The sequence below is a fragment of the Paraburkholderia denitrificans genome, from assembly GCF_042655705.1.
Taxonomy (GTDB): domain Bacteria; phylum Pseudomonadota; class Gammaproteobacteria; order Burkholderiales; family Burkholderiaceae; genus Paraburkholderia; species Paraburkholderia denitrificans.
The window spans coordinates 199,112-224,280 of the sequence record NZ_JBHSMP010000038.1; the positions used below are offsets into that span (position 1 = coordinate 199,112).

Annotated in this window: 29 protein-coding genes; 6 read left to right on the top strand and 23 right to left on the bottom strand. The window is 60.5% G+C overall.

Annotated features, from left to right (window positions below):
* The first annotated feature begins 1,393 nt into the window (after positions 1 to 1,393).
* From cyoA to cyoD, 4 genes are read left to right on the top strand one after another with little or no spacing between them, the layout of a single operon-like run.
* Positions 1,394 to 2,281, top strand: a complete 888-nt coding sequence (cyoA, locus tag ACFPTO_RS23515; protein ID WP_377715209.1) for a ubiquinol oxidase subunit II — start codon at positions 1,394 to 1,396, stop codon at positions 2,279 to 2,281.
* A gap of 7 nt (positions 2,282 to 2,288) precedes the next feature.
* A complete protein-coding gene (gene cyoB, locus ACFPTO_RS23520) occupies positions 2,289 to 4,325 on the top strand; it encodes a cytochrome o ubiquinol oxidase subunit I (RefSeq protein WP_377715211.1) in 2,037 nt (678 codons plus the stop codon).
* Complete coding sequence (gene cyoC, locus ACFPTO_RS23525) at positions 4,325 to 4,939, top strand: cytochrome o ubiquinol oxidase subunit III (RefSeq protein ID WP_293041410.1); 615 nt, start codon at positions 4,325 to 4,327, stop codon at positions 4,937 to 4,939. The genes cyoB and cyoC overlap by 1 nt, the downstream gene beginning before the upstream one ends.
* Positions 4,936 to 5,265, top strand: a complete 330-nt coding sequence (gene cyoD / locus ACFPTO_RS23530; RefSeq protein ID WP_377715213.1) for a cytochrome o ubiquinol oxidase subunit IV — start codon at positions 4,936 to 4,938, stop codon at positions 5,263 to 5,265. The genes cyoC and cyoD overlap by 4 nt, the downstream gene beginning before the upstream one ends.
* Before the next feature lie 512 nt (positions 5,266 to 5,777).
* Here the strand turns inward: cyoD and ACFPTO_RS23535 are convergent.
* The 23 genes from ACFPTO_RS23535 to ACFPTO_RS23645 all read right to left on the bottom strand — a co-directional run bounded on the left by ACFPTO_RS23535 (position 5,778) and on the right by ACFPTO_RS23645 (position 24,215).
* Entirely contained in the window at positions 5,778 to 6,191 is a 414-nt protein-coding gene (locus tag ACFPTO_RS23535; RefSeq protein WP_377715215.1) for a hypothetical protein, read from the bottom strand.
* Positions 6,192 to 6,204: 13 nt separating this feature from the next.
* Positions 6,205 to 7,410 carry a hypothetical protein gene (locus tag ACFPTO_RS23540; RefSeq protein WP_377715217.1) on the bottom strand — a complete coding sequence of 402 codons (1,206 nt, stop codon included), beginning with the start codon at positions 7,408 to 7,410 and terminating at the stop codon, positions 6,205 to 6,207.
* Between the two features lie 71 nt (positions 7,411 to 7,481).
* On the bottom strand, positions 7,482 to 7,895 hold the full coding sequence (locus ACFPTO_RS23545; RefSeq protein WP_377715219.1) for a hypothetical protein: 414 nt from the start codon (positions 7,893 to 7,895) through the stop codon (positions 7,482 to 7,484).
* 26 nt (positions 7,896 to 7,921) lie between these two features.
* On the bottom strand, positions 7,922 to 9,361 hold the full coding sequence (locus ACFPTO_RS23550) for a hypothetical protein (RefSeq protein WP_377715221.1): 1,440 nt from the start codon (positions 9,359 to 9,361) through the stop codon (positions 7,922 to 7,924).
* A 13-nt stretch (positions 9,362 to 9,374) separates the two neighbouring features.
* Entirely contained in the window at positions 9,375 to 9,920 is a 546-nt protein-coding gene (locus tag ACFPTO_RS23555; protein ID WP_377715222.1) for a phage tail protein, read from the bottom strand.
* Between the two features lie 11 nt (positions 9,921 to 9,931).
* Positions 9,932 to 10,660, bottom strand: coding sequence for a phage tail protein I (locus ACFPTO_RS23560; RefSeq protein ID WP_377715224.1), 729 nt, complete (start codon positions 10,658 to 10,660; stop codon positions 9,932 to 9,934).
* Positions 10,653 to 11,783 (bottom strand): baseplate assembly protein, encoded by a 1,131-nt coding sequence (locus tag ACFPTO_RS23565; RefSeq protein WP_377715225.1) that lies wholly within the window; start codon positions 11,781 to 11,783, stop codon positions 10,653 to 10,655. The genes ACFPTO_RS23560 and ACFPTO_RS23565 overlap by 8 nt, the downstream gene beginning before the upstream one ends.
* A complete protein-coding gene (locus ACFPTO_RS23570) occupies positions 11,780 to 12,133 on the bottom strand; it encodes a GPW/gp25 family protein (RefSeq protein WP_377715227.1) in 354 nt (117 codons plus the stop codon). The genes ACFPTO_RS23565 and ACFPTO_RS23570 overlap by 4 nt, the downstream gene beginning before the upstream one ends.
* Positions 12,134 to 12,186: 53 nt before the next feature.
* Positions 12,187 to 12,792, bottom strand: coding sequence for a phage baseplate assembly protein V (locus ACFPTO_RS23575; RefSeq protein WP_377715352.1), 606 nt, complete (start codon positions 12,790 to 12,792; stop codon positions 12,187 to 12,189).
* 5 nt (positions 12,793 to 12,797) lie between these two features.
* On the bottom strand, positions 12,798 to 13,958 hold the full coding sequence (locus tag ACFPTO_RS23580; protein ID WP_377715229.1) for a phage late control D family protein: 1,161 nt from the start codon (positions 13,956 to 13,958) through the stop codon (positions 12,798 to 12,800).
* Entirely contained in the window at positions 13,946 to 14,152 is a 207-nt protein-coding gene (locus ACFPTO_RS23585; protein ID WP_296663510.1) for a tail protein X, read from the bottom strand. The genes ACFPTO_RS23580 and ACFPTO_RS23585 overlap by 13 nt, the downstream gene beginning before the upstream one ends.
* Positions 14,152 to 15,087 (bottom strand): phage tail protein, encoded by a 936-nt coding sequence (locus tag ACFPTO_RS23590; protein WP_377715231.1) that lies wholly within the window; start codon positions 15,085 to 15,087, stop codon positions 14,152 to 14,154. Before ACFPTO_RS23590 ends, ACFPTO_RS23585 begins: the two co-directional genes overlap by 1 nt.
* Before the next feature lies 1 nt (position 15,088).
* Positions 15,089 to 17,779, bottom strand: a complete 2,691-nt coding sequence (locus tag ACFPTO_RS23595; protein ID WP_377715233.1) for a phage tail tape measure protein — start codon at positions 17,777 to 17,779, stop codon at positions 15,089 to 15,091.
* A 203-nt stretch (positions 17,780 to 17,982) separates the two neighbouring features.
* The gene (locus ACFPTO_RS23600) at positions 17,983 to 18,261 is read right to left on the bottom strand and encodes a phage tail assembly protein (protein WP_377715235.1); all 279 of its coding nucleotides are present in this window, start codon (positions 18,259 to 18,261) and stop codon (positions 17,983 to 17,985) included.
* A 164-nt stretch (positions 18,262 to 18,425) separates the two neighbouring features.
* Positions 18,426 to 18,950, bottom strand: a complete 525-nt coding sequence (locus ACFPTO_RS23605) for a phage major tail tube protein (RefSeq protein WP_377715237.1) — start codon at positions 18,948 to 18,950, stop codon at positions 18,426 to 18,428.
* A 2-nt stretch (positions 18,951 to 18,952) separates the two neighbouring features.
* Complete coding sequence (locus tag ACFPTO_RS23610) at positions 18,953 to 20,377, bottom strand: phage tail sheath subtilisin-like domain-containing protein (RefSeq protein WP_377715239.1); 1,425 nt, start codon at positions 20,375 to 20,377, stop codon at positions 18,953 to 18,955.
* A gap of 3 nt (positions 20,378 to 20,380) precedes the next feature.
* Positions 20,381 to 20,614: a hypothetical protein gene (locus ACFPTO_RS23615; RefSeq protein WP_377715241.1), complete on the bottom strand. Its 234-nt coding sequence runs from the start codon at positions 20,612 to 20,614 to the stop codon at positions 20,381 to 20,383.
* The gene (locus ACFPTO_RS23620; protein WP_377715243.1) at positions 20,611 to 21,084 is read right to left on the bottom strand and encodes a Gp37 family protein; all 474 of its coding nucleotides are present in this window, start codon (positions 21,082 to 21,084) and stop codon (positions 20,611 to 20,613) included. Before ACFPTO_RS23620 ends, ACFPTO_RS23615 begins: the two co-directional genes overlap by 4 nt.
* Positions 21,084 to 21,272, bottom strand: a complete 189-nt coding sequence (locus ACFPTO_RS23625; RefSeq protein WP_377715245.1) for a hypothetical protein — start codon at positions 21,270 to 21,272, stop codon at positions 21,084 to 21,086. The genes ACFPTO_RS23620 and ACFPTO_RS23625 overlap by 1 nt, the downstream gene beginning before the upstream one ends.
* Before the next feature lie 368 nt (positions 21,273 to 21,640).
* Positions 21,641 to 22,249, bottom strand: a complete 609-nt coding sequence (locus ACFPTO_RS23630; protein WP_377715247.1) for a hypothetical protein — start codon at positions 22,247 to 22,249, stop codon at positions 21,641 to 21,643.
* Positions 22,246 to 22,911 carry a transglycosylase SLT domain-containing protein gene (locus tag ACFPTO_RS23635; protein ID WP_377715249.1) on the bottom strand — a complete coding sequence of 222 codons (666 nt, stop codon included), beginning with the start codon at positions 22,909 to 22,911 and terminating at the stop codon, positions 22,246 to 22,248. Before ACFPTO_RS23635 ends, ACFPTO_RS23630 begins: the two co-directional genes overlap by 4 nt.
* 2 nt (positions 22,912 to 22,913) lie before the next feature.
* Positions 22,914 to 23,261, bottom strand: a complete 348-nt coding sequence (locus ACFPTO_RS23640; RefSeq protein WP_377715251.1) for a putative holin — start codon at positions 23,259 to 23,261, stop codon at positions 22,914 to 22,916.
* 585 nt (positions 23,262 to 23,846) lie between these two features.
* The gene (locus ACFPTO_RS23645) at positions 23,847 to 24,215 is read right to left on the bottom strand and encodes a helix-turn-helix domain-containing protein (protein ID WP_377715253.1); all 369 of its coding nucleotides are present in this window, start codon (positions 24,213 to 24,215) and stop codon (positions 23,847 to 23,849) included.
* Between the two features lie 52 nt (positions 24,216 to 24,267).
* On the opposite strand from ACFPTO_RS23645, the gene ACFPTO_RS23650 reads away from it, so the two are divergent.
* On the top strand, positions 24,268 to 24,519 hold the full coding sequence (locus ACFPTO_RS23650) for a helix-turn-helix domain-containing protein (RefSeq protein ID WP_377715255.1): 252 nt from the start codon (positions 24,268 to 24,270) through the stop codon (positions 24,517 to 24,519).
* A 306-nt stretch (positions 24,520 to 24,825) separates the two neighbouring features.
* Entirely contained in the window at positions 24,826 to 25,134 is a 309-nt protein-coding gene (locus ACFPTO_RS23655; RefSeq protein WP_377715354.1) for a helix-turn-helix domain-containing protein, read from the top strand.
* The last annotated feature ends 35 nt before the right edge of the window (positions 25,135 to 25,169 follow it).

Genomic DNA, 25,169 nt, shown 5'->3' on the forward strand with positions numbered 1-25,169 from the left:
TGATTGCGTGGCCGCCGCGCTGACGCATGACCAGGTCACGCCCGTGCGCAGCGTAATGTGACTCCGTGCACAATAGCCATTGATTCGGGCGCCGTTGCGGCTCCCGGGTTGATCCCCCGATCACGCGGCGCCGGTTCCAGCACGGAAGGCATGTCCTTTCGCTTTTCGGATGATGAGCCAGCCCGGTGCGCGAGCGCGTGCGGGCGGAAACAATGCAAGGGCGCTATTCCGGTTTTTTAGGCCGTGTCGAAATCTGAGGAATTCCAGAAAGGACTCTTCCAGCCGCGGCTGTTAATGCGTGAGCGGGGAAGCGCTAACGTGCGAGCCTTGCGCGGTGGAATCCCTGACGCAAACTGAGAAGTTGGCCCTGACCCGATGACGGTCAGGGCTTTTTTTCGTCTGGTGTGGTCGGAAGGTCAACGGGTTTTTATACAAACGAAAGAATAAAGTAAGACATTGCGCAGGCAACGTACGTGGGTACTACTCGTTGGCGGACAGGCGCGCAAAACGCCGGTGGCCACGTGAATTGGCCGAACTAGCCGCGGATACAACCCGACACCAATTTCCTTTACTCCGAAAAGACGATTTAAAACAATGACGTGAATCAGTGCATGCAATTATTTGCATTGTCGCGGTGCAAAAAATCTGCGCTCCGTTTACGCTCATAAGCCCTTGGCCATGTGTGGCCCTCCGCTGCGGTGCTAACAGATACATTACGGTTTACCTGATTCGAGGCTCGCCGCCGCGATTAACTTTCATTTGTCTTTCGTTAATTGCGGTGTGCGGATGCTGCTGCTCGTCACGCATCTTTAGGCCCGTGCGCATGCAGTCATTGCGCTCCTCAATCTGGCGACCTGAATTCCCATCCTGCCCGACGCATTTCCTGGTTTCTTGTTGTCACTTGGCGGATGGTAAGCACCTTCACGCAGGCTGATGGGATGTAGGTCTTCGTTTTCTCGTTCGTCGGATCGATGCTTATGCAGCCTCGATCCTGTTTCCCTGTGGCCAGTCTCATACGTTCGATGTGTCCGCTGCGAATTTCATCATGCGGGCTGTAGATCTGTGTGCTGTACGTGCTGGTGTGATTGCCTTGGCATCGCGACATTCTGTTGCGTGCGAAACGATGTGCGGATGTGTGGTTGGGAAATTTGAAAGATCTACGGAAAATCGCTTTTTTAAATCATACGGGGTTCGATGTTCGAATACTCGCCGGTGATGTGAAATGCGGCAAAAATCTGCGACAAAGTGTCTCAGTGGCATTTTGGCAAGGGTCATTCTACGTAAAGAATAGTTGTTGTTGATCAAACAAGTTGTATGATTCGGACGCGCTTCCTTTGTTGGAGATCAGGGAATGTGCCGGAGAAATTCAACGAATGAGATTCAGGCAAACGTGATGAAAAGAACAACCTTGCAAAGGTTATTGCTTCCCGTTGCAGCAGGATTGGCCGCGTGTCTTTCCGGATGCAACATGGAAGTACTCGATCCGAAAGGTAGCATCGGTGTAGCCGAGAAGCACCTGATTGCGCTGTCCACCTACACGATGCTCATCGTGGTGATTCCGGTGATCGCGCTGACACTGTGGTTCGCATACCGCTATCGCGCGTCGAATCGCAACGCGGCCTACGCGCCGAAATGGGCCCATTCCACTGCAATTGAAATCGTGGTCTGGACCATACCTGCACTGATCATCCTCTTTCTCGGCATCCTCACCTGGAGGACCACGCACGAGCTTGATCCGTACAAACCACTTGAATCGAATGTCAAGCCAATCAACGTCGAAGTCGTGGCGCTCGACTGGAAGTGGCTTTTCATCTATCCGGACCTCGGTATCGCTTCCGTGAACCAGCTTGCTGTTCCAGTTGGTACGCCGGTGAACTTCCGTATCACGTCGGATTCGGTGATGAACTCGTTCTTCATACCGCAACTCGGCTCGCAGGTCTACGCGATGGCAGGCATGCAGACGCGTCTGCACCTGATCGCCGATCAGGCGGGCGACTACGCGGGCATGTCGGCGAACTTCAGCGGTAAGGGCTTCTCGGACATGAAGTTCCGCACGCTTGCCACGAATCAGCAAGACTTCGACGCGTGGGTTCAGAAGGTGAAGGCATCGACGACGACGCTCTCGATGGATCAATACGCGACGGTTGCGAAGCCGAGCGAGAAGACGCCCGTGCAGTACTTCTCGACGGTCGATCCGAAGCTCTTCACCAACATCATCGCGAAATACAACAACGGCCACGTCACTGAAACGAGTGACGCGTCGTGCGGGACGAAGGGGTAAAGCCAGCATGTTCGGAAAACTCACACTGGAATCGATTCCGTATCACGAGCCAATCATCGTGATCACGGCGATCGGCATGGCGATCGGCGCAATAGCAGTGCTCGGCGCGATTACTTACTTCGGCAAGTGGAAATACCTCTGGACCGAGTGGCTGACGAGCGTCGATCACAAGCGCATTGGCGTGATGTATATCGTCCTCGCACTCGTGATGCTGATCCGCGGCTTTGCCGACGCGATCATGATGCGCTCGCAGCTCGCCGTCGCGTACAACGCGCCGGGCTTCCTGCCGCCGCACCACTATGACCAGATCTTCACGGCGCACGGCGTGATCATGATCTTCTTCATGGCGATGGCGCTTATGGTCGGCCTGATGAACATCATCGTGCCGTTGCAGATCGGCGCGCGCGACGTGGCGTTCCCGTTCCTGAATTCGCTGTCGTTCTGGATGACTGCCGTAGGCGCGACTCTGCTGATGATTTCGCTGGTGGTCGGCGAATTCGCGCAGACCGGCTGGCTCGCGTATCCGCCGCTTTCGGAGCTGGCGTACAGCCCGGGCGTCGGTGTCGACTATTACCTGTGGGCGCTGCAGCTTTCGGGCGTGGGCACGCTGCTGTCTGGCGTGAACTTCTTCGTCACGATCATCAAGATGCGCGCCCCGGGCATGACGGCGATGAAGATACCGGTGTTCACGTGGACGGCGCTTTGCGCGAACGTGCTGATCATGGCGTCGTTCCCGATCCTGACCGTGACGCTCGCGCTGCTCGGCCTCGATCGTTACCTCGGCATGCACTTCTTCACGAACGACGCCGGCGGTAACGCCATGCTGTACCTGAACCTGATCTGGGCGTGGGGTCACCCCGAGGTGTACATCCTCGTCCTGCCGGCGTTCGGTATCTTCTCGGAAGTCGTGGCGACCTTCGCCAAGAAGCCGCTGTTCGGCTACAAGACCATGGTCTACGCAACCTGCTCGATCATGGTGGCCTCGTTCCTCGTGTGGCTGCACCACTTCTTCACGATGGGTTCGGGCGCCAACGTCAATTCGTTCTTCGGCATCATGACGATGATCATCGCGATCCCCACGGGCGTGAAGATCTTCAACTGGCTGTTCACGATCTATCGCGGCCGCCTCGAATTCACGACGCCTGTGCTGTGGACGATCGGCTTCATGGTGACCTTCACCATCGGCGGCATGACTGGCGTGATGCTGGCCATCCCGGGTGCGGACTTCGTGCTGCACAACTCGCTGTTCCTGATCGCGCACTTCCACAACGTGATCATCGGCGGCGTGGTGTTCGGCTATCTCGCGGGTTTCAACTTCTGGTTCCCGAAGGCGTTCGGTTTCAAGCTCAACGAAAAACTCGGCAAGCGCGCGTTCTGGTTCTGGCTCACGGGTTTCTATGTGGCCTTCACGCCGCTGTACGTGCTGGGCTTCATGGGTGCAACCCGCCGTCTGAACCACTACGATGATCCGTCATGGCATCCGTGGATGCTTATCGCGTGGTTCGGCGCCGTGCTCGTTCTGATCGGCATCGTTCACCAGCTCGCGCAGCTCTACGTTTCGATTCGCGACCGCAACCTGCCGGAAAACCGCGACCTGACGGGCGATCCGTGGGGCGGTCGTACGCTGGAATGGTCGATCTCGTCGCCGCCGCCGTCGTATAACTTCGCGATTATTCCGCACGTGAGCGAACTCGACGAATTCGCGCACATGAAGGAAACGGGTCGCGAAACGCGGGATGTTGCAAACACGAAGTACACGGACATCCACATGCCGTCGAACACGAGCGCCGGTGTCTTCATCGGCATGTTCAGCCTCGTGCTGGGCTTCGCCGGCATCTGGCACATCTGGTGGATGGCGATTGTCGGCCTCGTTGGCGTGATCGGTACTGCGATCGCCTACAGCTTCGGCAAGAACGAGGGCTACTACATTCCGGCTGCCAAGGTCCGGGCAGATGAAGAACTGCGCAACCGCGCACTCGTCAAGGCGTTCGAAGGCAAGCAGCGCCGTGGCAAGGTTGATGAAGAAGCACTGGAGGCCAACTGATGTTGCAGAAAACAAGCGCCGCTGCGCTGGCGCAACACGATCACCACGATCACCCGCCGTCGCATTCGGTCTTCGGCTTCTGGCTGTATCTGATGACGGACTGCATCGTGTTCGGCTCGCTGTTCGCAGTGTTCGCCGTGATGCAGAACCAGTTCGCAGGCGGCCCCTCGGGCAAGGACCTGTTCGACATCCCCGGTGTCGCGCTGGAAACCGCCGTGCTGCTGCTTTCGAGCATCACGTACGGCTTTGCGATGATCGGTGCGTACAAGAAGCGTACTTCTCAGGTGCTGTTCTGGCTGGCCATCACGTTCCTGTTGGGCGCGACGTTCCTGTATTTCGAACTGCATGAATTCGCGCACCTGATCGAACTTGGCGCGGGCCCGAGCCGCAGCGCGTTCCTCTCATCGTTCTTCACGCTGGTCGCGACGCACGGTCTGCACGTGACGTTCGGCATGTTGTGGATGATCGTCCTGATGATTCAGGTCGTGCAGGCGCCGACGCTGGGCGAGCGCGAACTGCGCCGCCTGACGTGCCTGAGCCTCTTCTGGCACTTCCTGGACATCGTCTGGATCTGCGTGTTCTCCTTTGTTTATCTTGCGAGCGTGATTAAATGAGTGCTCATTCCATCCACGAAGAAGAAGGCCACGGCAGCTACGGCAGCTATGTGGCGGGTTTCGTCCTGGCGGTGGTGCTCACGGCCGCTTCGTTCTGGCTCGTGCTGCACGGCGGTTTTCCGCATGAGACCGCGCTGCTCGGTCTTGCCGTGCTGGCTGCGGTGCAGATCGTCGTTCACCTCGTGTTTTTCCTGCACATGAACTCGTCGTCGAGCCAGCGGTGGAACGTTACGGCGTTCGGCTTTACGGTGATGACGGTGTTGATCGTTATCGTCGGTACGGTGTGGGTCATGCATAACGTCAGTATGAATATGATGTCGCGTTAAGCGCATCGTGACCGGAGAGTCTTGTTGCTCTTGAGACTCTTCGGTCGTTTCACTCCGCTGTTTTTCTTCCTGCTTCCATTTCCCGCCAACTGCGTGTGTGCAGTGATGAAGTCGCAAAGACTTTCATCGGTTATCGCCGAGGCGCACGTTTCCAGCTTTACCAATTTCAATTCCTCTGCGCGGACAATTTGTTTGATTGTCGGCGTCGATCTACGCTGAAGCGCGGCGCGATATTTGAACGTGTTGGCGTGCGAAAAATCAGCGGTGCTGGGTTTGCATATATCGCAAAGGAATTGCAAACCGCCGCCTTGATAGGCTGATTGCGCCGTGACGGTCAGCGACTTCCAGTGAAGCGCTGGGACCTGTGGTGAACGTCTGTTTCGTGGGCTAGAACTGCACCGCGTTCCGGAAGGTGGAGGGGCGTTGGCTGATTCAATGGCTGCGTTAGAAATGCGGCGGCCGCTTCGGATGTATCTGCACCCGAAGCGGCCGCGCTGTTTTTTCGTGATCGATCAGCTTTCCAACGTCCTGGACACCCAGCCCTCTTGTTCGAAGGCCACCGACACGCCCTTATTCAAGTCGACGAACTCCGTGATGACTGTGGCAGCGTCAACCTGCTTGGACTGGAACGGGAACCGCAGCGTCCCATCAGCGATGCCATCCATGATCGGCTTGACGAGTGCGGCCTGCTGTTTCACCGTCGCGCCGACGCTCTGCAGATCCGGGGCCGTCGCGAGCGCCGTGACCAGCTCCGCGTAGCTCGTCATCAACACAACGAGAGCATCAGACATCGTGCCTTCGCGTGACAGCGGTTCGGCAACTGTGTTGATACGGTTGCGCAACTGGTTCAGCCGGGCACGTGCGCCGTCGATTGCGGTTTCGGGAAACATGACGTCGGTTGCCGTATAAAAATCGGTGTAGTCCATCTTGCTCTCCTTGTTAGCGGCGAATGATTGCGTTGGCGTTGCCCGGTACGTCCGGATTCGGCGGGGTGTAGTCGATTTGGCATTCGCTCGGGGTAGCGCCGTAGGCTTGCACCGTAGATTGTCCGTGCGACTCATAGCCCCTGACACAGTTACGCGCGATCGATTGGTTGGCAAGGATCTGTGAATGTTGAGCGGCAACGAAACCGCTCTCGCATTGTTCAACGATGGCGTGGTTGACTACGATCTTTCCACCGTGGTCCGCGAGGAACCCAAAGCGCGCATCGACGATCGTAGCGCGTTGCTCCACTGTGCCTGGTAAGGCCGACCAGCATATCCCGCCGTGCCCAGCGTAGCAGCCAATGTCACATCGCTTGATCTTCACGCTGTCGCACCAGATGTAGCCGTTCTGCCCGACGTGCGTACCGACATTCCAGTCCGTGATATGCGCGTTGCCGGTCCAGCACTGTGCGGCGTCCGCAACAACCAATCCATAAGCCATCGTGGTTCTTTCAACGCCATTATTGAATCGGGCCGGCACGGTAGTTTGAACGTCCTTGCCGGGACCGATCAGACGGAGCCCCCCCAGATAGGCCCGCGATCCAGACCCGATATACGCGCCCCACTGCCGCGTATTGGAAATGTGCAAATCGCTACAGTCATACTGCGACCCGTGCTCGACATGGAGACCTACCGGGCCGCCTTCGATTTGCACGCTGCCAGGCCAGCTCCAGACTCGACTGCCTTGCTGAATCAGCAGACTTCGGTGCGTCCAGTTTTGATCAGTCGCCTCGCCGATCAGCTTGAATCCGCTAAAGCCGACTTTGAGCACGTTATCGAACATGACGCCGTGGCTCGCGCCATTCGTGTCCGGCACGAATTTGATCTGGCATGCAGCAGGATTGCCGATGTTGCCTTCAATGTGGATGCGATGCGCGAAGGGTTGATGCGTCAAGATGACGCCGTTCGTTGTATACACGCCATCGGCCACCTTGATCAGCACGTCCGCCTTCAGGGTCTTGCCGATCAGGCTGTTCCACGCGTCCTGAATGCTGCCGAACTGTTTACCGGCACCGACCTCAAGCGTGGTATAGCCGTCGATGCCCCATTGACTGACGAATTGCTCGACGCGGCCATCGATTTGTCCCATCTTGCCCGCAACGGCTTGGGTCAACGCATTCTGCGCGGCAATGGCATCCGTAAGTTGTTCAGAAAGACTCATGAATCGTGATCTCCTGCAAATGATGGTGGTAGCAGCACGCGGTTCGTGTCGCTCAATGTTTTCGTGATGGATCAGTTATCCAAATTCATGGAGACCCAGCCCTCTTGTTCGAAGGCAGCCGACACGCCCTTATTCAAGTCGATGAATTCCGCGATGACTCCGGCAGCGTCAACTTGCTTGGACTGGAACGGGAACCGCAGCGTCCCGTCAGCGATGCCGTCCATGATCGGCTTGACGAGCGCGGCCTGATGTTTCACCGCTGTGCCCACGCTCTTCAGATCCGTGGCCGTGGCGAGTGCTGTGACCAGTTCCGCGTAGCTCGTCATCAACACGACCAGCGCGTCAGACATCGTGCCTTCGCGCGACAGCGGTTCGGCAACTGTGTTGATACGGTTGCGCAACTGATCAAGTCGCGCACGTGCGCTGTCGATTGCGGTTGCGGGAGACATGACGCCAGTCGCCGTATAAAAATCGAGGTAATTCATTTTGCGTTCCTTGTTAGCGGCGAATATTAGTCGAGGTAGGAGACGTTGCTATAGCGAATGATTGCGTTGCCATTGCCCGGTACGTCCGATTGCGACGGGGTGAAGTCGATTACGACGGACATCTCCATGGTGGCGCAGTAGGCAAGCACCGTAGATTGCCCGTGCGACGCATAGCCTGTGCCGCCGTATCCACGCACGTACGTGTCGCGGGCATCAATCAGTGACTGTTGAGTGGCGAGGAAGCTGGTCTGACATCCACTCGTTTCGGCGCCGCGAGCCATGATCTTTCCCCCGTGATCCGCGAAGAACCCAATGTCCGAGCCTTTGACAGAGGACCGTCGTTCCACTGGACTTCCAGGCTCCACAGGCCTCCAGTGCGACCAGCACACGCCGCCGGTCCCAGCGTAGCAGCCAGTTTCGCAGCTATGGATCAGCATGAGGTCGCACCAGAGGTAGCCGTTCTGAGCGACGTGCGCGCCGTGCGAGTAGTGGGTGATATATGCCCCGAAGGCCCAGCACTGTGCACCGTCCACGACAACTAACCCATGGGACGCGGAGGTTGATTCAACGCCAAAAATGTGAGCTGGAAAGGTAGTTCGAACGTCCCGGCCGGGACCGGCCAGACGAAGCGACGCCAGATAGGCCCGCGATCCAGACGCGATATACGCAGCCCATTGACGCGTATCGGAAATGTGCAAATTTTCACACTCGTACTGCGCCCCGCGCTCGACAACTAGACCGTGCACACCGCCTTCGATTTGCACGCTGCCAGGCGCGCTCCAGACTCGACTGCCTAGATGAATCAGCAGACATCGGATCGTCCAGTTTTGATCGGCGGCCTCACCGATCAGCTTGAACCCGCTAAAGGCGACGTCTTGCACGTTACGGAAGATGACGCCGTGGCTCGCGCCATTCTCGTCAGGCGTGAATTTGATCTGGCATGCAGCAGGATCGCTAACATTGCCTTCAATACGGATGCGCTGCGCAAAGGGTTGATTCGTCAAGGTAAAGCCGGTGGTTGTATACACACCATCAGCCACCTTGATTAGCACGTCCGCCTTCAAGGTCTTGCCGATCAGACTGTCCCACGCGGCCAGAATGCTGTCGAACGGTTTACCGGCACCGACCTCAAGCGTGGTAAAGCCGTCAATCCCCCAGTCCCAGTTCTTGATGAATTGCTCGATGCGCCCGTCGATTTCCCCCACCTTACCCGCAAGGGCCTGGGTCGATGCCATCTGCGCGGCAAAGTCGTTCGAGAGGTGCTCGACGCGCCCATCGATTTCCCCCACCTTGCCAGCAACCGCCTGGGTCAATTCATTCTGCGCGGCAACGTCGTTCGCGAGTTGGTCGACGCGGCCTTGAAATTGGCCGACGCTACCACCGACTTGCCCCATCTTGTCCGCAACGGCCTGGGTCAATGCATTCTGCGCGTCAATGGCGTCAGTAAGTTGTTCAGAAAGATTCATGAATCACGATCTCCTACAAATAATGCTGGCCGAGCAGCACGCGGTTCGTGTCGCACAATGCCTTGAGCACGGCCGCAAGCTGTTGGGACTGGATCTGATCGAGCGAGGTGCGCGTGACAAGCACGACGCCCGGATCGATCTTCAACTCGACCGCCGATGCGTTAGTCACATCGGCGATCATGCGGATGTACAACTGCTTGTTCGAGCCCGCCGACATCGAAGGCTTATAGCTCTCCGGATATTTGCCGACCGCGATCATGTCGCCAGCGGTGTCGAACAGTCCCACTTCGCGGACGGACCAACCGCCCACTTGATCGGGAATCACCAGTTCGGCAACCACCCAGCTCGGGTTGGCCGGATCCGTTTCGAGATGATTGATCGGGCCGCGCCAGACTTCGTGGTGAAGCGCGCGCTGCGCTTCGTCCGGATCGTAATAAGCGCCGTTACGGCCGTCGCCGACCGCGATTTCGGTCAGCGCCAGTTTCGGGCCGCCCGCCATGGCGCTGGCGATTTTGGCGCGGCCAACGGCGGTCAGGATCGTAAAAAATTCACTCGCCATGAAGGCTCCTTCTACGCAGTACACGGATAGACCGAAACGGTTTCGACGCCCCAGTGACCGATGCCGATGCACGGCAGCGGGTTCATCTGGTCAAGCGCGGAAACGCTATCGGGATAGACGGTGACGGTTTCGACGCCCCAGTGACCGATGCCGATGTGCGGCAACGGATTCATCTGGTCAAGCTCGGAAACGCTACAGGGGTAGACGGTGACGATTTCGCCAGCGGACACAGCCATGGCGAACGTCGGAATGGGCGAGCGCACCGTGGCGCTCATCGTCAGCGCCTCGAGGCGCGAGCGCTTGTTCTTGTACTTCAGGATCAGCGCTTCCAGACACGCGTATTCGGCCGCGCTGACGCCGCGGCCGGACAGGTCGATATCGAGCCTGAAGCGATACGGGCTGCCGCCGTACTCGAACCATTCGGAAACCACGCCCGTCATGCCGAGCGTCACGAGAATCTGCTCGATCGCCCACGGCGTGCCCTTGTAGCGGTGCAGCTCGATGGCGTTGCGGATTAACGTCCGGCGTTCCTCCGCGCTTCTCGCCAGCTCCCAGCCCTCGAAGCCCATGACATGGAATTGTTCGGCGAGATGGGGCAGGGCGCTTTCGTGAACCGTGTCAATCAGATGGACGAGCAGAGCCGAGAGATCGATGTTGCCGAAGCGCTCGTCGACCAGTTCCGCCAGGATGCGAAACCGCTCGTCGGCCATCAGAACCGGAGTCAACGGCGTCTTACTCATCGTGAATGCCCTGCATGGCCAGCTCGATGTCCTCGCACGTCGCCCATTCATGACGAGCCAGTTCGCGATCCGGGAACGCGTCATTCAGGATCACGCGATAAACGCCTGGTACATGCAATGCAGCGCTTAGTTGACTGCGCACCAGATCGCGGCCGAGTCTGCTCCGGCGGTCCTGTGCATAGCGTTGCGCGGCCATCAGCGCTCGACTCATGACAGCATCCTGATCGAAACCGCGCAACAGCACGATTTCGGCGGCGATGCGATAGCGCACCTCCTGCGGCATCCTCGCCCGGAAATAGTCCGTCAAAGGCCGTCGTTTGCGCTGGTTCAACTGGGCTTCGATCAACACCAGCAGATCATCGCCGGGCAATCCGTCGCGCGTGAGCGGGTACGCTTCGACATGCCCGTCGGGCAGGCCATCTTCGGGGCCGAGCACCGCCACGTCGATGATGTTCTGGTGAACCGCGCGCACGCGTGCCTCGTAGGCTTCGCCATGTCCGGCGTTGCTGTAGTTTTCGGGCGCCAGAATAATGCGCTCGCGCAACGGGTCATCCTCTTCTTCATCCGCGCCGCCGTCTGTTGGCGAGATGTTGACGACGGTGATTTCCACGTCGTCGCTCACATCGAGCGCATCGAACAGGCGGTTGATCTGCCCGGGTGCGCGCCCGTTGCCGATAATGCCGTCTGCTTCGCAGACCGCGCCGACACCCACGGACCGCTGGCCCGCCTGGAGCACGGCATCCGCGCTCGTCACAAAGATCACGGCGCCGTCGCTGCTCTCGACGCGCGTTCCGGCTGGCACCAGTAGATCACGTGCGAGGGCAATTCCGACGCCAAACCGCAGCGTCGTTCGGGCGGGTTGCTCCGGCAGGCGCGTCACGCCAACGAGTTCCCCGAGATAGTCGAGCATCGGCTTGCGCGCGTAAGCCACGAGGTTCTGTCTGGCGGCCTCCTGCAAACCGATACGCACGAGGCTTTCGCGGTAAGCAATCAGGTCGATCAGCAAATGCTCGACTTGCGCCGGATACAGCGTCTTGCCGGATCGCTTTTCGTAATCGGCAACGATCTCTTCCGTGATCGCTTGTGGATCGCGATCAATGAAATGCGGCTCGGGCAGGTTCATCGCGGCACCTCCGTTTCGCGGATCAGGCCATCGGCCAAACGCCATTGCACCCGCAACGTTTCGCGTGCTTCGTCAATCGCGGGAATGACGCGGACAATCTCGCAACGCGGTTCCCACTCGCGAATCGCGTCGACCGACTCGCGCACGACGTGCGGTGTGGCCTGCTGGATCGGCATGTCGAGATACAGATGCAGTTTCGATCCGAACTCCGGTCGATGCGGGTCACTACCTTTCGGAGTTTTGAGGATGATGCGGATCGATTGATCGATATCGTCGATGCCTTCGACCACGTCGTCGCGGTTAAGGGCGGGCTGCCAGTGAACGGAGGTGATGTCGGATAAGCGCGTCATGCCGGTATGATGCGGCGCTGCCGGCAGGCTGGCTATTCATGTAGCTTAAAGACTCAATGCCTGTGATGGTTCGAGTTGCCGCCCGCGTCCATGACCTTGCCCGAGGCCTCGATGTCGCCGTCGACGCGCACGCGACCCTTGATGACCGCGGTCGCACCGTCGCCGCCGGAGCCGGACATGCCGCCTTTGTAGGCCAGTTGCCCGTCGACCGTCACGCTGCCGGTAAATCGCGTGTCGGCCACGTCGAATACGGCTTTCGGTGCGCGCACCACGACCTCGACGCCAGCTTCCATTTCGACCCGTTGCATACCCGATATACGCAACACATGCGTGGCGCGGTCGTATTCGAGCAGCGCGCCATCCTTGAATCGGATGACGAATTTGTTCGGATCGGTGACGGGCGGGCGATCCACATCGGAATAGATCGCGCCGAGAATCACGCCATCCTCACCGCGCCGGTCAAGCAGCAGCGCGACGTGCTCGCCGTTGTCGTAGGTCCAGCAACACTGATCGTCCTGCGTCTTGGGGTACGCGATCGGCAGCCACATCGTGCGCAGGTTGCCGAGATCGGTCAGGCGCACGCGTGCGAATCCCGGTCGGGATGCGCTAACGGTGCCGTATTTGATCGTCGCGCCGAATTCGTCGAATGTCTCGTCGATGCCGTTCATGCGTTGTTCCTGGATTTTCCCTTCGCGGATGTCGTTCCGGCAGCGTCGACTTTGCCGCCTTTACCCGTCTTGACAGCCAGCGATGCGCGCTTGATTTCGATCTCGGTCGTATAGCCGCCGCCGCGATTGAGTTGATGCCGCGCCGATTCGATCAGATACGTGCCCGACAATCGTCCGTATTCCGCGAATGCAAAGGTGTTGCCTGCGACGAGCCGGGTATTGCCGGCTGTCGTCAGTGTGCCTGCGGTTTGCTGCAGATTCGCGCGATCCAGCGCCGCCTGCGTTCTGGTCTGCAATGCGGCCTTCGATCCGGAGCGCGCCGAAAGGCGCAGCGTATCGCCACTGGCTTCCTGGCCGGAGCGCGGCTTGTCGGCGGGTTTCGTCGATGTACCGGCAACCTTCCCGTCTTTATCGTCATTGGCGACCAGCTTGTTCGACACCGCCTTTTTGGTCTTCGGGTCGTGGTACGCGCCTTTCGCCTGCGCGTAGACATCCTTGATCTTGTCGCGCAGGCGAAGCGACGTCAGGTCGGATGGCGCCAGACGAATGACCGGATCGGCCTCACGTAGTGCGGCATGCTCGGTGAATACGAGTTTCGTCCCGGTGATCTTGAAGACATAACCGTATTCACGCGCCAGCCGCGCGAGAAATGCGACATCGCGTTCCTGGAATTGCGTCACCCGATCGAGGCGGATATCGCGGATCGTGCCGACCAGCGTCAAATGATTGCGCCGTGCGATACGGTCGGCAATCGCGGCCAGTGTCGTCTGCTCGTACGCGTGCGGCTGGCGCGTGCGCACGGATTTCTTGACGCTGGTCGCGAGGCCACGGATCGTGACCGTCGACGGCGGATCGGCGAACTCGATCTCGTCGATCTCGAAGCTGCCGCATGGCAGCAGCGGCTCGCCTTCATAGCCGATCTTCAGCGACAACGTGTCCCCCTTGCCCGGGTACCACGCATTGCGCCAGCGGTCGTCCGTGTCTTCGAGTTCGACGTCCAGTTCGTCCGATTGCCCGTCGAGATAATCCGTATAGGAAACTGAGATCACGTACGGCGTGACATCGTTGGTGATGTCCTTCTGCTCGTACATGAGCACGAAAACCGGCGCGGGAACCGCGGCCGCCGCCACGGGAGCGAGATCGTTTATCGCATCCACGGCGGCAGATCCCCGGTCAGTTCATCGGTGGCGATCACGGGAATGGCGAGCAGCAGGCCGCCCGGCAAGGCTGGTGTAATCGGCACATCGGGATTCGCGCCGACGATGCGTTCGTACTCGAACGGCGTCCCGTAGTAGTGGTAGGAGAGCTGATCCCAGCGCTCACCATCGCGTGTCACGTGGCTCAAAAACATCAGTCTGCCCTTGTGATGACCCTGGCGGCGAGCCGGCTGATTGCCGGTTCCGCGTCGAGAAAGGCCTCCCCCGCGCTCGTCAGATTCGACAGCGTGGTGTCGAGCACCTGCCCGATATTGCCGAGGTTGGCGGATGCCAGTGCATGCTTCGCGTCGCGAACCGAGTCGAGCGCAGTCGAACTCGCGCGTATGACGCTCACCACATCGGGAAGCGGCTCGGCGAGCGGCGCGAGGACCGAACCGAGTTTCGCGAGCGGCCCCGACGCGCGTTGCAGGTCGCCGACGATGCCGCCGATTTGCTCCAGTGCGCCCGCTGGATCGTGCGTCAGCCGCTTCGCGGCCTGCACGGTATCGGTTGCGATACGGATGGCCGTGCGCGCCTGATTCGCATACGCGACACCCTGTTTGATGATCTTGCGTACGGACTTTGCCGCCGACTGTATTGCCGACCCTGTCGCCGCCCCTGCCGCTGTCGGTGCGCGTGCAACCGCCTTGGCCGCCTTCGCGGCCACGGGCGGCACCTTCGGCTTGACGGCGGGGGGATTGAGCGGACGCTTCTTGTCGCCCGCGAATTCGCGCAGCGTAATGTTGGCATCGAGGGCCATCACGGTGCCCGATGTGTCGGTCTGCTTGCTGGTGGCTTCGACCGTCGTCAGCACGAACCAGCCCTTGTAATCGCCGTTGCCGAAGACGAGCGCCATAGCCTGCCTGGCCGCCAGCGCCGTGCGCAGCTTGAGCAGTTCCGCTTCCGGGTCGCAGTACTTGAAGTGAAACGAAAGCGCGATGCGGATTTCGTCGAGGTTGTCGCCGACGCGCTGCAGGTGCGGCTTGCCGTGGATCAGCCCGTGCTCGGCGTAGTTCGCGCCGAAGGTGGATTCGAAGCCGTCGAAGTAGCCGATCAGGTCGAACTGGATGTCGCCCAATAATGCAAACATGTCACCCTCCGTATGATCGGCGGGCCTGTCGGGCCGTGACCCGGGCCATCATTTGTTCAAGCTCGTTCAGCGACACCTTGAGCCCTTGCATGACCTGCTCCCTGGCGCCGCCGTTGCCGCCCTGAATCGTGATCGTCGGTGAGAAATGGACCGTGATGGTGGGGCCGCCGGTCGATGCGCCGCCGGTTTTGCCGCCTGCGCGGGCGGTCTGAATACGGCTGACCGACGCGGCAGCCTTTGCCTGGAGTGCCGAGCCGGCCGCGGCGCGCGATGCGATCGCCGTCGCGTCGCCAATACCGATGCCGATGGCCGCGCGCTGGGCGATGTCGCCGCGCGGACGCATGGATACGGGCGAGGGAGAACCGATACCGAACGTACCGGCACGCCAGTTTTTTATGCCGCCGCCAGACCGGACAACGCTGTCCTTCGCCCCGTCGACCACCGGCATGGCAGCCCGCTCTTTGAGCACCGAGCCAGGCGCGCCGTGCGACGCGATCGGCGACTCGCCGCCATTCCCGATGACCGTGCCTTGCGTGACGTGGCCCTGCGCGGCGTTCTCCTGCACGACATTGCCGCTGGTGGCGTCGGTGACGGGCGAGCGAGACCCGATGCCGAGCTTGTCGGCGATCCAGTTCTTGATGTTGTCGACAACCCCGAAGATGGCGTCCTTCACGGCGGCCAGCTTTTCCCGTATGCCGTTGATGAGGCCGTCGACAATGTCGCGGCCGATGGCGAGGAAGCGCTCGGGGAGTTCCGCGACGCTCGTCCAGAGTTCGCCCAAATATTTCTTCGCTGCGCCGACGACCTTGCCGAAGACCTCGCTGATCTTGTCCCAGTTGCGATAGATCAGGTAGCCAGCGGTCGCGATGCCGGCGACGATCATGCCGATCGGGCTCGTCAGGAACAGCCTGCCGACCCACAGCAGGATGCGCCCGATCGTCAACGCGCTGCGCAGCAGGATGCCGCCGAGCACTCTGCCGAGCCCCAGTGCGGTGCGAAAGAAACCGCCGAGGCCCGATGCCATTTGTCCGCCGCTCCAGAGCGAGCGCAGCAGCGTCCATTTGGAGGTGAACAGCGCAATGACCGTCTTGAAGATATTCCAGGCGGACAGGACCAGGTTGACGCCGAAGAGGGCGCCCAGTCCGATAGCCCTGAAGCCGGCAATGCCGATGGCCAGTCCGGCGATAGCCTGAACGACCCCGGGGTGCGCCTGCGCCCACTCATTGACGCGCGCGATGATCGGCGTGAGCGTGTTCATCAGCGTGACCAGAGGCGGCAGCAACGCATTGCCGACCGTAATACCCAGCTCGACAAGCTGCGTTTTCATGCGATCCCATGCCATCCGGGCCGTTTCGCTGCGCCTGACGAAGTCGCCGTCGATTGTGCCGCGCGCCTGCGGGCTCGCGATTGCCGCCTTGTTTTGCGTGTATTTGTCTCCGCCTTCCTGCATGGCCAGCACGTGATTGACACTCCGGGTGTCCTGAAAAATCTCACCCAGGCGGTTGCTCTCCATCAGCTGACGCTGCGTGTTTTCGTCCCCTCTGGCCGCCGCCTCTTTCCACCGTTTGACGAATGCGTCGCCGCGCGATTCGATGAGCTTCATCGCAATGGCAAGCGATGCTTCGTAGCCTGAATTGCCTTCTGCAACGAGGCTCGACATCGACTGCCGATAGTCGATGCCTGCGCTCTCATAGGCCTTGATCGTTGACGGCGCACTCATATGCGCAACCCAGCTGCGCATGTTGGCCATGGCTTCTTCGCCCGAACCGGCGCTCTCGCGCCCGACCGCGAGGCTCGCCATGATCTGGGTGAGCGCGTCCTGCCCCGTGATGCCTTCGGCGGCAAATGCCGCGTTCAACTCCGGCAGGTTCTGCTCCAGGTCTTTCAGGTCCAGACGCCCGATCTTGCTGCCATACGTCACGCGGCTAAACGCTTCCTTGACCGGATCTTCGCCCTTGATACCAAGCGTTTCCGTGAACGAAGATGTCATCCTGGTGAGATCGGTTATCTCGGACTGCGTCGCTGTAGCCACCTTGCCGATCACGCCGGCATAACGCCCGGCGTCGCCGGGTTTCATGCCCGCCGTCACCAGCGCCCTGGTGCCATCGAGAATCGCATCGTGGCTCTGATTCGACGTGATCGCCGCTTCTCGGAGGGTTTTGCCAAGCGCGGTTTCTTCCTGGCGGGAGAGGTTGCCGGCTATCGCGATGTCGCGCAGCTTTGCCTGGAAGTTCGCCGCCTGTTTGACGGCACTGATCATCGGCGCTGCCACGAACTTGACCGCGCCGATGGCCGACGGCCCCGTCGCAACGTGCGTTCCTTGCGAGCCCGTCAGTTGGGACCAGATGGCGCCGCGTTCCTGGCGCATTGCGTTGCCGCGCGCGCGCAGGTCGGTGAGCGTCCGTTGCTGGCCTTTAACCTGTTCGATCGTCCGTCCAAGCTGTTCGTGCTGGGCGCGCAGTTCGCCAGTATTGCGCGTGGGGCCATTGCGCGTGCGGGAGCTGCGAGGCTGGTTCAGCGCCTTGCCCAGGTGCGTATGTTTGGCTCGCAGTTCGCCGGAAAGCTGGCCGAGGTCCCTGAGCGTAGTTCGGGTGCTGGAAAACAAGGTGCCGAAGCTCGCCATGATCCCGGCGCGGAAGCCATTCATGATCCCTGCGCCGCTCTTGACGCCAACGTAGAACTTGCCTGCCATGTCAATCCTTGCGCATTATCGTGCGTTATCCGCGCGCGCCCTCGATCCGGCGCGCCACCTCGCGCTCCGCCGCACCGACCCACCACCAGTAGTCGTCCATGTCGAGTTCGGCAATTTCGGACGGCTGCATTTTCATTACCAGCAACATCAATTCGTCCAGCGGACGCAACATCGCATCGAGCGATTCGCGTGTTCGCCGAGCGTTACGCGGCTTGCTTTGTGTCGCCTTCTGCGATGCCGTCAACCATGTCACGAAAGGCATCGGTGAGGCTCTTCGAATCCGCGATGTCGAGTTCGCCGATGTCCTCCAGCGTGAGATCGGTCAGGCGCGCCATCAGAAAATCTTCCTGCTCGGCCGGGTCGTCGCTGTGCCGCGCGGCGGCGGCGATGTCCTTGCGCTTGCCGCGGCGAAGCGTAAGCGACGCGATCGTTGCGCCGCTGGCGCTTTTAAGCGGGAATTTCAGGGGGATTTTGATGGACATCGTTCGTTCCGTTGAATGAAAAGTGAGTAACAGATGAGGCCATTGTCGGCGGATCGCACGCCTCGGGCTATTAACGGACGTTCATGCCTGCCCGGGGAAAACGGGGAAAAAGACCCGCCGGAGCGGGTCTTCGGCGTGCGCCGGTGAATGACCTTCGAAGGCTCTTAGCCGCCGATGTTCGACCGGTATGTTGCGAGCACATCCTTTCCGCCGACGCGGAAGATGTTCGCCATGTAGTCGATCTCCAGCATTTCATCGCCGTCGACCACCTGCTTGACGTAGGTCGCGCCGAACGACGACGAAAGATCGGCGTTCTCGTGCTGCTTGAACGTGCCGAGCGGATTCTTCTTGAACATCACGGTCAGGTACGTCACGAGCGCGACTTCGCGCGTGCGGCCCTGCGTCGTGTACTGCTCGATGCTCGAACGGCATTGCAATTGCACGGCCTTGAACGGATTGGCCATCACGAGCGCGACGTCCGAATAGAGCGAATTCCACTTGATTTCGCCTTCCAGCTTGTCGAAACCGGCGGGCAGTTCGATCTTGCCGACCATGCCGAGCGCCTTGTGCTCCTGCATGATCGTCTGCACGTCGGGCAGCTTGATTTCCTCGGCTTTGCCGAGCATCGAATTGCCGTTCACGTACACGTTGGCGTTCACGATACGGTTGATCTGGATACCGCCTGCCATGATTACTTCCCTCCCTTGAGCGTCAGCAGATATTCCGACGTAATCTCGGTTTCGAACGTCAGGCGCTCCATCGGCGGAGGCACCGTGTACTTGTAATTGATCAGCAGATGCCCAGCCGCCAGTTCTTGCTCCGGATTCCGGCTCGGGTCATACCATGCCTTGAAGCCGAGCAGCGCGCCGTCGCCAATCAGCTTGCGGCCGAAACCGTTCACGGATTCGAGCAGCGAATCGATCAATGCGTTGTCGATGGGCATGTCGATGTACTGCATGCTGAAATACCGCAGCGATTCGTTGATGACGTCGCCCGTGCGCCGCACGTTTTCGAAGTTGCGCATGTGCGAGACGGTCGGGAAGGCAGCGGTGCGGTTGCCCCACAGACGGTAGCCCGAGCCGTAACTGCTGAATACCGTCGTGATGCCTGCCTCGTTGAGCAGGTTCACTTCCGATTGCGGATCGTCGATCATCGCCGTCAGCGGACGCTCGACGCCCGTGACGCCGACGAGCGGCTGGTTCGAGCTCGACCACCAGTAGCCCTTGTCCAGATCGACCTTTGCGCGCAGGCCGGCTGCGCGGGTCGACAGGGGTTCGAGTTGTTCCGTATTCGTTGCCGGGTCGTAGACCTTGACGTGCGGGTAGCAGAGGCGCACGCGGTCGCTCGAGGTAGTGAAGAAATTGTCCGGGCCTCGACCGGCCATCACATCGGCGAACGTGGTGCCGACCCACGCGTCGATGTACGCGATCGCGCCCAGTTGGTTCGCCATCGACTCAAGCTCGCCGGACACCGAGTACAGGCTGCCGTACCCGGGCGAGATCAGGATTTTCGGGGAGAAGCCGTACAGGTTGAAGGTGTCCTTCAGCGCCATCAGTCCCGTTCGGCGCCCTGCCGCGTCGACGCCGCCGATGATTTCGCGCGCCCTTATCATCTCCGGAAAGGCCCAATCGTAACGCGCGTGGAGCTTGGCGCTTTGGTCAATGGTGCTGTCCCTGGTAAGCACGAGTTCGCCCAAGATCGGGTCGAGCGTGTAGTCTTTGCCAGCCACGAACTGGGTCTTGTCATCTTCGCTAAACAGCGCCAGGTTCGAGACTACCGGAGCCCAAAGGCGGGCGCGCTTCGTCGCCGGGTCAAAACGCACGTCCTCACCGCGACCGGTGACGCTGTGCACTTTCGGATCGAGCACGTTCACGACGATGACGGTACCTGCGCCGAAATCGTAGATGCTCTTCAGTGCCTGCGGAATCGTGAAGCCGGGAATGTGCGGGCCGAATTGTGCGGCATCCTTTTCAGACAGGCACAGCGTCGGCACGTTGATGGGCCCGGTCGGGGCCGTGCCGATCAGCGCGATGACGGCAGACTTGACGACCTTGACCGGACGGGCGCCGGTTTCCCTCTCGATGGTTTCGACACCATGCAGATAGTTGGCGGACATCGCTTATTCCCCCTGGCTGGTTGCACCGGCCTCGCCGGCCGATGCAGTTTCTTGCTGGCCGGACGCAGATTCGTCGGCCAAAGCGGGCGTCACGTACCCGAGCGCGAGCAGCGTCTGGGTATATTCGTGCGCTTCCGGCAGATCGACCTCGCGCGTGGGGAGGAGGATGATCTCGCGCACATTGTTGCCATCCTTCAAAGTGACACCGCTGGGCGGCCCGCTGTAAATGTATTTCATGAGTGTTCCTCATCGGGTTCGTATTGGACACGCGTAAGCGGCCGCGCATCATTGGGGGCGCTTTCCTCCACGATGACGGAGGCGGACGACAAGTCCAGCGCGTACTGCCATAACCCGGCTTCCTCGCCGAGAAATGTTTCGGAGACCGCTGCAAGCTTCAAGCAGTCTGGAGGTCGAAAACCGACCAGGGAGGCGCGGACCTGGTCGAGGACGTCAATCGCACCGTCACGTCCATTCAATTGACGCGCGACGATCGTCACGGAAAATTGAATGCGTCGCGGCTGCACGACGGCCGCGGTGTCGACGGTTGCATCGAACCGGCTGCCCGGATAGCTGACCAGCAGCGCACCAACCGCATCGTTCAGCCAGTAATCCGATGGTTGCTCGGGGAAGTGCTCCACGGCGAGCGTCGGCAGTTTCGCCTTCAGTCGCGCGACGATTGCGTCGATCATTTGGAGGGTCGTCGCCATCAGCAGCGCTCCTGCGTGTGGCGGCCGTCGGCAAGCTGCAGTTTGAAGTTCGTGTTCAGCGCTTCGTACTGCTTTGGATCACAGATGCTCGCCGTCGCAGCAGGTTTCGCTTCGGAAATATTCAGCACGCGGCCGCTCATGGCGGTCCGCTGGCTGGATTGAAAAATGTGGAGGGGCGTTGTGTCCATGCCGCCCATCATGGGGCGGCTGACCGGCACGGTCTTTTAATCGACGTGAAGAGTAGGGCGGTGTGCGCGAAAGGACGCAAGAGGGAAACGAGAGGGAAGTGCATTGCGCCTCTCGCATCATAGACGCGCAGCAACGGGTTTATAAAACGATTCGGTGGTCCGCCGTGCTCGGGCGGGTGGCTTCGGGCGGATTGGAAACACCAGGCCGCCACGGGACGATTTTCAGATGGCGTCGCGAAAATGACGCAAGGCGGCGGCCTGCGCTTCGGGCGCGGCCTCGGGCTGCAACTGCTATTTAAGGAAGTCGCGCTCGATGCTGGAGACGTAATCCATCGAGCGGCTGATCGGATCGAGCATCGAAACGTTCGTTACCGCGCTTCTCCCTCGACTCCCTCGATAAAGTCGATCAGCCTGTTCAGTTGCGATTCGATGTCGCGGGCGCGCTGGGCGGCGTCGACGTGATGCGCGAGGACGTCGCCCAGGCATACCCCGGAATCAAGGGCTTCATCGGCGTCGGCCTGCGCAGCAGTTCCGGCGGAAGCACCGGCTGCGGGCACGCCATCGGTGGCGGCAGCGGCGTTCCACAAGCGGACAATACCGACAGTAAACACACAGCGAGGCAGATTCTCGAGAGGCGCTTCCGGCGTTGGGCGATATTGATTCGTGACATTGGCTATGCTCCGTTTCAGTTCATCGGCTTCGAGTGCGTGCCGGGCTTTCTCGGCGAACAGGTCGCCCGCCAGAGCGGCTGCGCGTTGCGTTTGCTCGCGCTCCTTCGCGCGGGCCTGTTCGATCGCGGCGCGAGCGCGATCCGCGTACTGGCGTTCGAGCGCTGTGACCTTCGCGTCGCCAGCAAGCGCGCCTGCGTGATATCCGCTGAAGTAGGCGATTGCGCCCGCCGCCATCGCGGTAATTGCGGCGACGGTGACGACCGCCGTCGCGCACCGACCGCGCGAGAGCAGGGCGGGAAAACTCATGAGCACACTCCCGGCCCGAATCCGGCCTTCATGTAACGCGGTTCGAACGTGCGCAGAATGACGCGCGGGTAGCCGCGGTTTTCTCGAAATGCGGCGGTATGCCGACCGGCGTTGAATCGTTCGACGTGGCCGAACCAGCGTTGCCGATCGGCACCATTTGCCAGCGCGAGTCGCTGGTCGCGATAGACCCAGCCGAGGCCGCCGTTATAGGCGGAGAGCGTCATCGCCATGCGTTCGCACGCACTTGCTGCCGTGATGCGCTGCCACAGGTGCCGGTCGTAGCGCACGAGCGCGCGAATCGACCAGGACGGATTGAATGGGCGCGCGTCGCCGAGTTCGGCGGGATAGGCCCCTGCGATCCAGTCCGCCGTCGCGGGCATGAATTGCGACATCCCGCGCGCGCCGACGACGCTGACGGCGTCAGCACGCCAGCGGCTCTCCTGGTGGATTTGCGCAGCGAACGACGCGACGGGCGCATCGATTCCCCAGACGGCGCGTGCGTTGCGCGTCAGTTCGGCGCGATATGCCAGCGCCGCTGTGGGCACTTGCGTGGGCGCCAGCGCGGGCACTTGCGCGGGCACCTGCGCGGGCACTTGCGCGGGCACTTGCGCGAATGCCGTCGCGCCGATGAGCGCGAGGACGACGGCGATCAGCACACGCATGATCAAAGGCCCAGCGCGACGCCGACCACGACACCGAAAACGATCAGCGCGCGCCTGAGCATGGCGGCGGCAAACACGAGTTCGTATCCGGCAACCACGCGGTAGTCCGCGTCGAGCGCAGGCTCGGCCGAACCGGATCGCCAGTCGAATTCGAGGTAGCTGTCCGGGCGTGCATACGGAAACAGCGCGCGGTCGAGCCAGTACGCGACAACCGCAGCGAGGCTGATGAGACTGAGTTTATAGAGCTCGACGGGGAGTTGTTGCGGGGAGATGATTGCGATCTCAACCACGAGCAGCACGGCGGCAACAAGCCAGCCGACCATGCGTGGAAAGCGGGTGCTGAAAGACATGTGCGCCTCCTGAGTCAACATGGCGCCATGATCGGCGCAAGTCAGGAGGGGGTCTTTTAATCGGGTTTAGCGGCGACGCCGGATTACGCCGCGGATCGGATAGCGCTTTCCGCCACGCATGCATTCCGGGAGAGGAGCACTCGATTCGGCACGGTCAAAAAGACCGAAGAATCGGGGCTGAGCCACGCGCTGCAAGGTTGAGCGGAACTCGGGCTATTGCAGGAAATAAACGACGACTGCCTGATCTTGTTTGACGCTATGCGAGAGCGGAGGCTGGCGGTTCGCTGTCGCCGGTCTCCCGCTCTCTCTTCTTCAGCGTATTGAAACGCCACGTCATCGCTGCAGCCGACCGCGAAAAACAATATCACGATCGTCATCCGGCGCCTGATTTTCTCTCGCAGCCGCGACAGCAATACCGGATACGTCGCCGTTCGGGACGTTGCGCGTACCTCCATACCGTCGCCGCCGGATTCGGCGGCGATCATTCCGATGCGATCGTCATCGATGCGTTCGGCCCGAACGACAAAACGATGTCTGCGACCATGCTCGTCGCAGACAATCTCGATTCGATCCGGCGGCAGGCCATCAGGCGGCCGAGCTACGCTTCCCTGGTTTCGCGACTGCAGAGGCCGTCCTCCGAACGACGGCCTGGTCTTCGGGCGCGCTGTGGCGGTAGTTGTCCAGCAACACCTCTTCCTCTTTCGTCAGCGTGCTCTCAAGCGGCTGGGATCGGGTGCCTGTCGCAACGTAAAGCACGTCGAGGCCCACCGTGGACCATTCGGCGAGATGGGCAATGTCGGGTGACTTTGTGCCGGCCTCCCAGCGAATGAGCGAGCTTTTCGACGCCCCGACCAATGCGGCAAAGTCGGGCTGGGTATATCCCAGGCGGACACGCTCCTCTTTTAGTCGATCCCCAATTCCCATAAATGAACCTAGTAGGCTTGACAGTTCCATTTATGGAACTTATAGTGACACGCACCAACACGATTGAGCACGGTATCACACGATGACGCAACTTCGAACGAGGACGGAGGTTCGGAAAATGCTCTCCGAGAGCGGTAAAGCGGTCGCCGAAGTCGCTCGCGATCTCGGCGTTCACGTGAACACGGTCCACGGCGTACTGGCGGGTCGCCCTGCAACACGTGGGGATGCCCACAAGGTGGCGGTCGCGCTCGGCTTGAAGGCGGGCACGCTTGAGCCGGTCCGTTATCTATGCATGACCGGCATGCAGCCGGCGCAAGGTGCGGCTGGAAGTTGACGATGCGAAACCTGCCGCAGTGGCTGCGGGCCGCGTCGGCCGCGCACATGGCTGTTTCGTATTTCTGCGGCGATCACATGTCGTACCTGCTGCGTCGCATTACCCCTGCCTGAATATCCCTTGACTGCTTCCGAAGCCGGGAATCCGGACGCGTGAGCTTCAAGTGAGCGTCGTGAGAAAAGGATTAATCGCCTTCGTTTTATTTAGGAATCCATATATGCGGCCAGATTTGAATCGTCTGCGCCAGGTCATTGCACGCCAAGGCGGGCGCGGATTCGATGATGAGGAGGTTTTACCGTGATCAAGATGAGTGAGCAGAGAAGCACGGCCCAATCCGCCGGAAAGGTGCTGGAAGTCCTCAATGTTCTTCTCGGAAACTTCGCGCACGGGCTGACGCCCGGCGAACTCGCGAAGGCGACCAGTCTGTCGCCGTCGAACATCACGCGCTATATCGCGACCCTCGAAGAGAAGGGCTTCGCGGAGCGCGTCGCCGAAACCGGGCGGATTCGCCCTTCAGTCCGGCTCGCCCAGCAGGCCGTCGTCATCCTGCGCAGCCTCGATTCCGCCCGGCAGCGTGTCGACGAAATCGTCCACCGCGTCTGTACACCCCAATAACCGCCTGGAGTAACCATGGCACGTAAAAAGGCCAC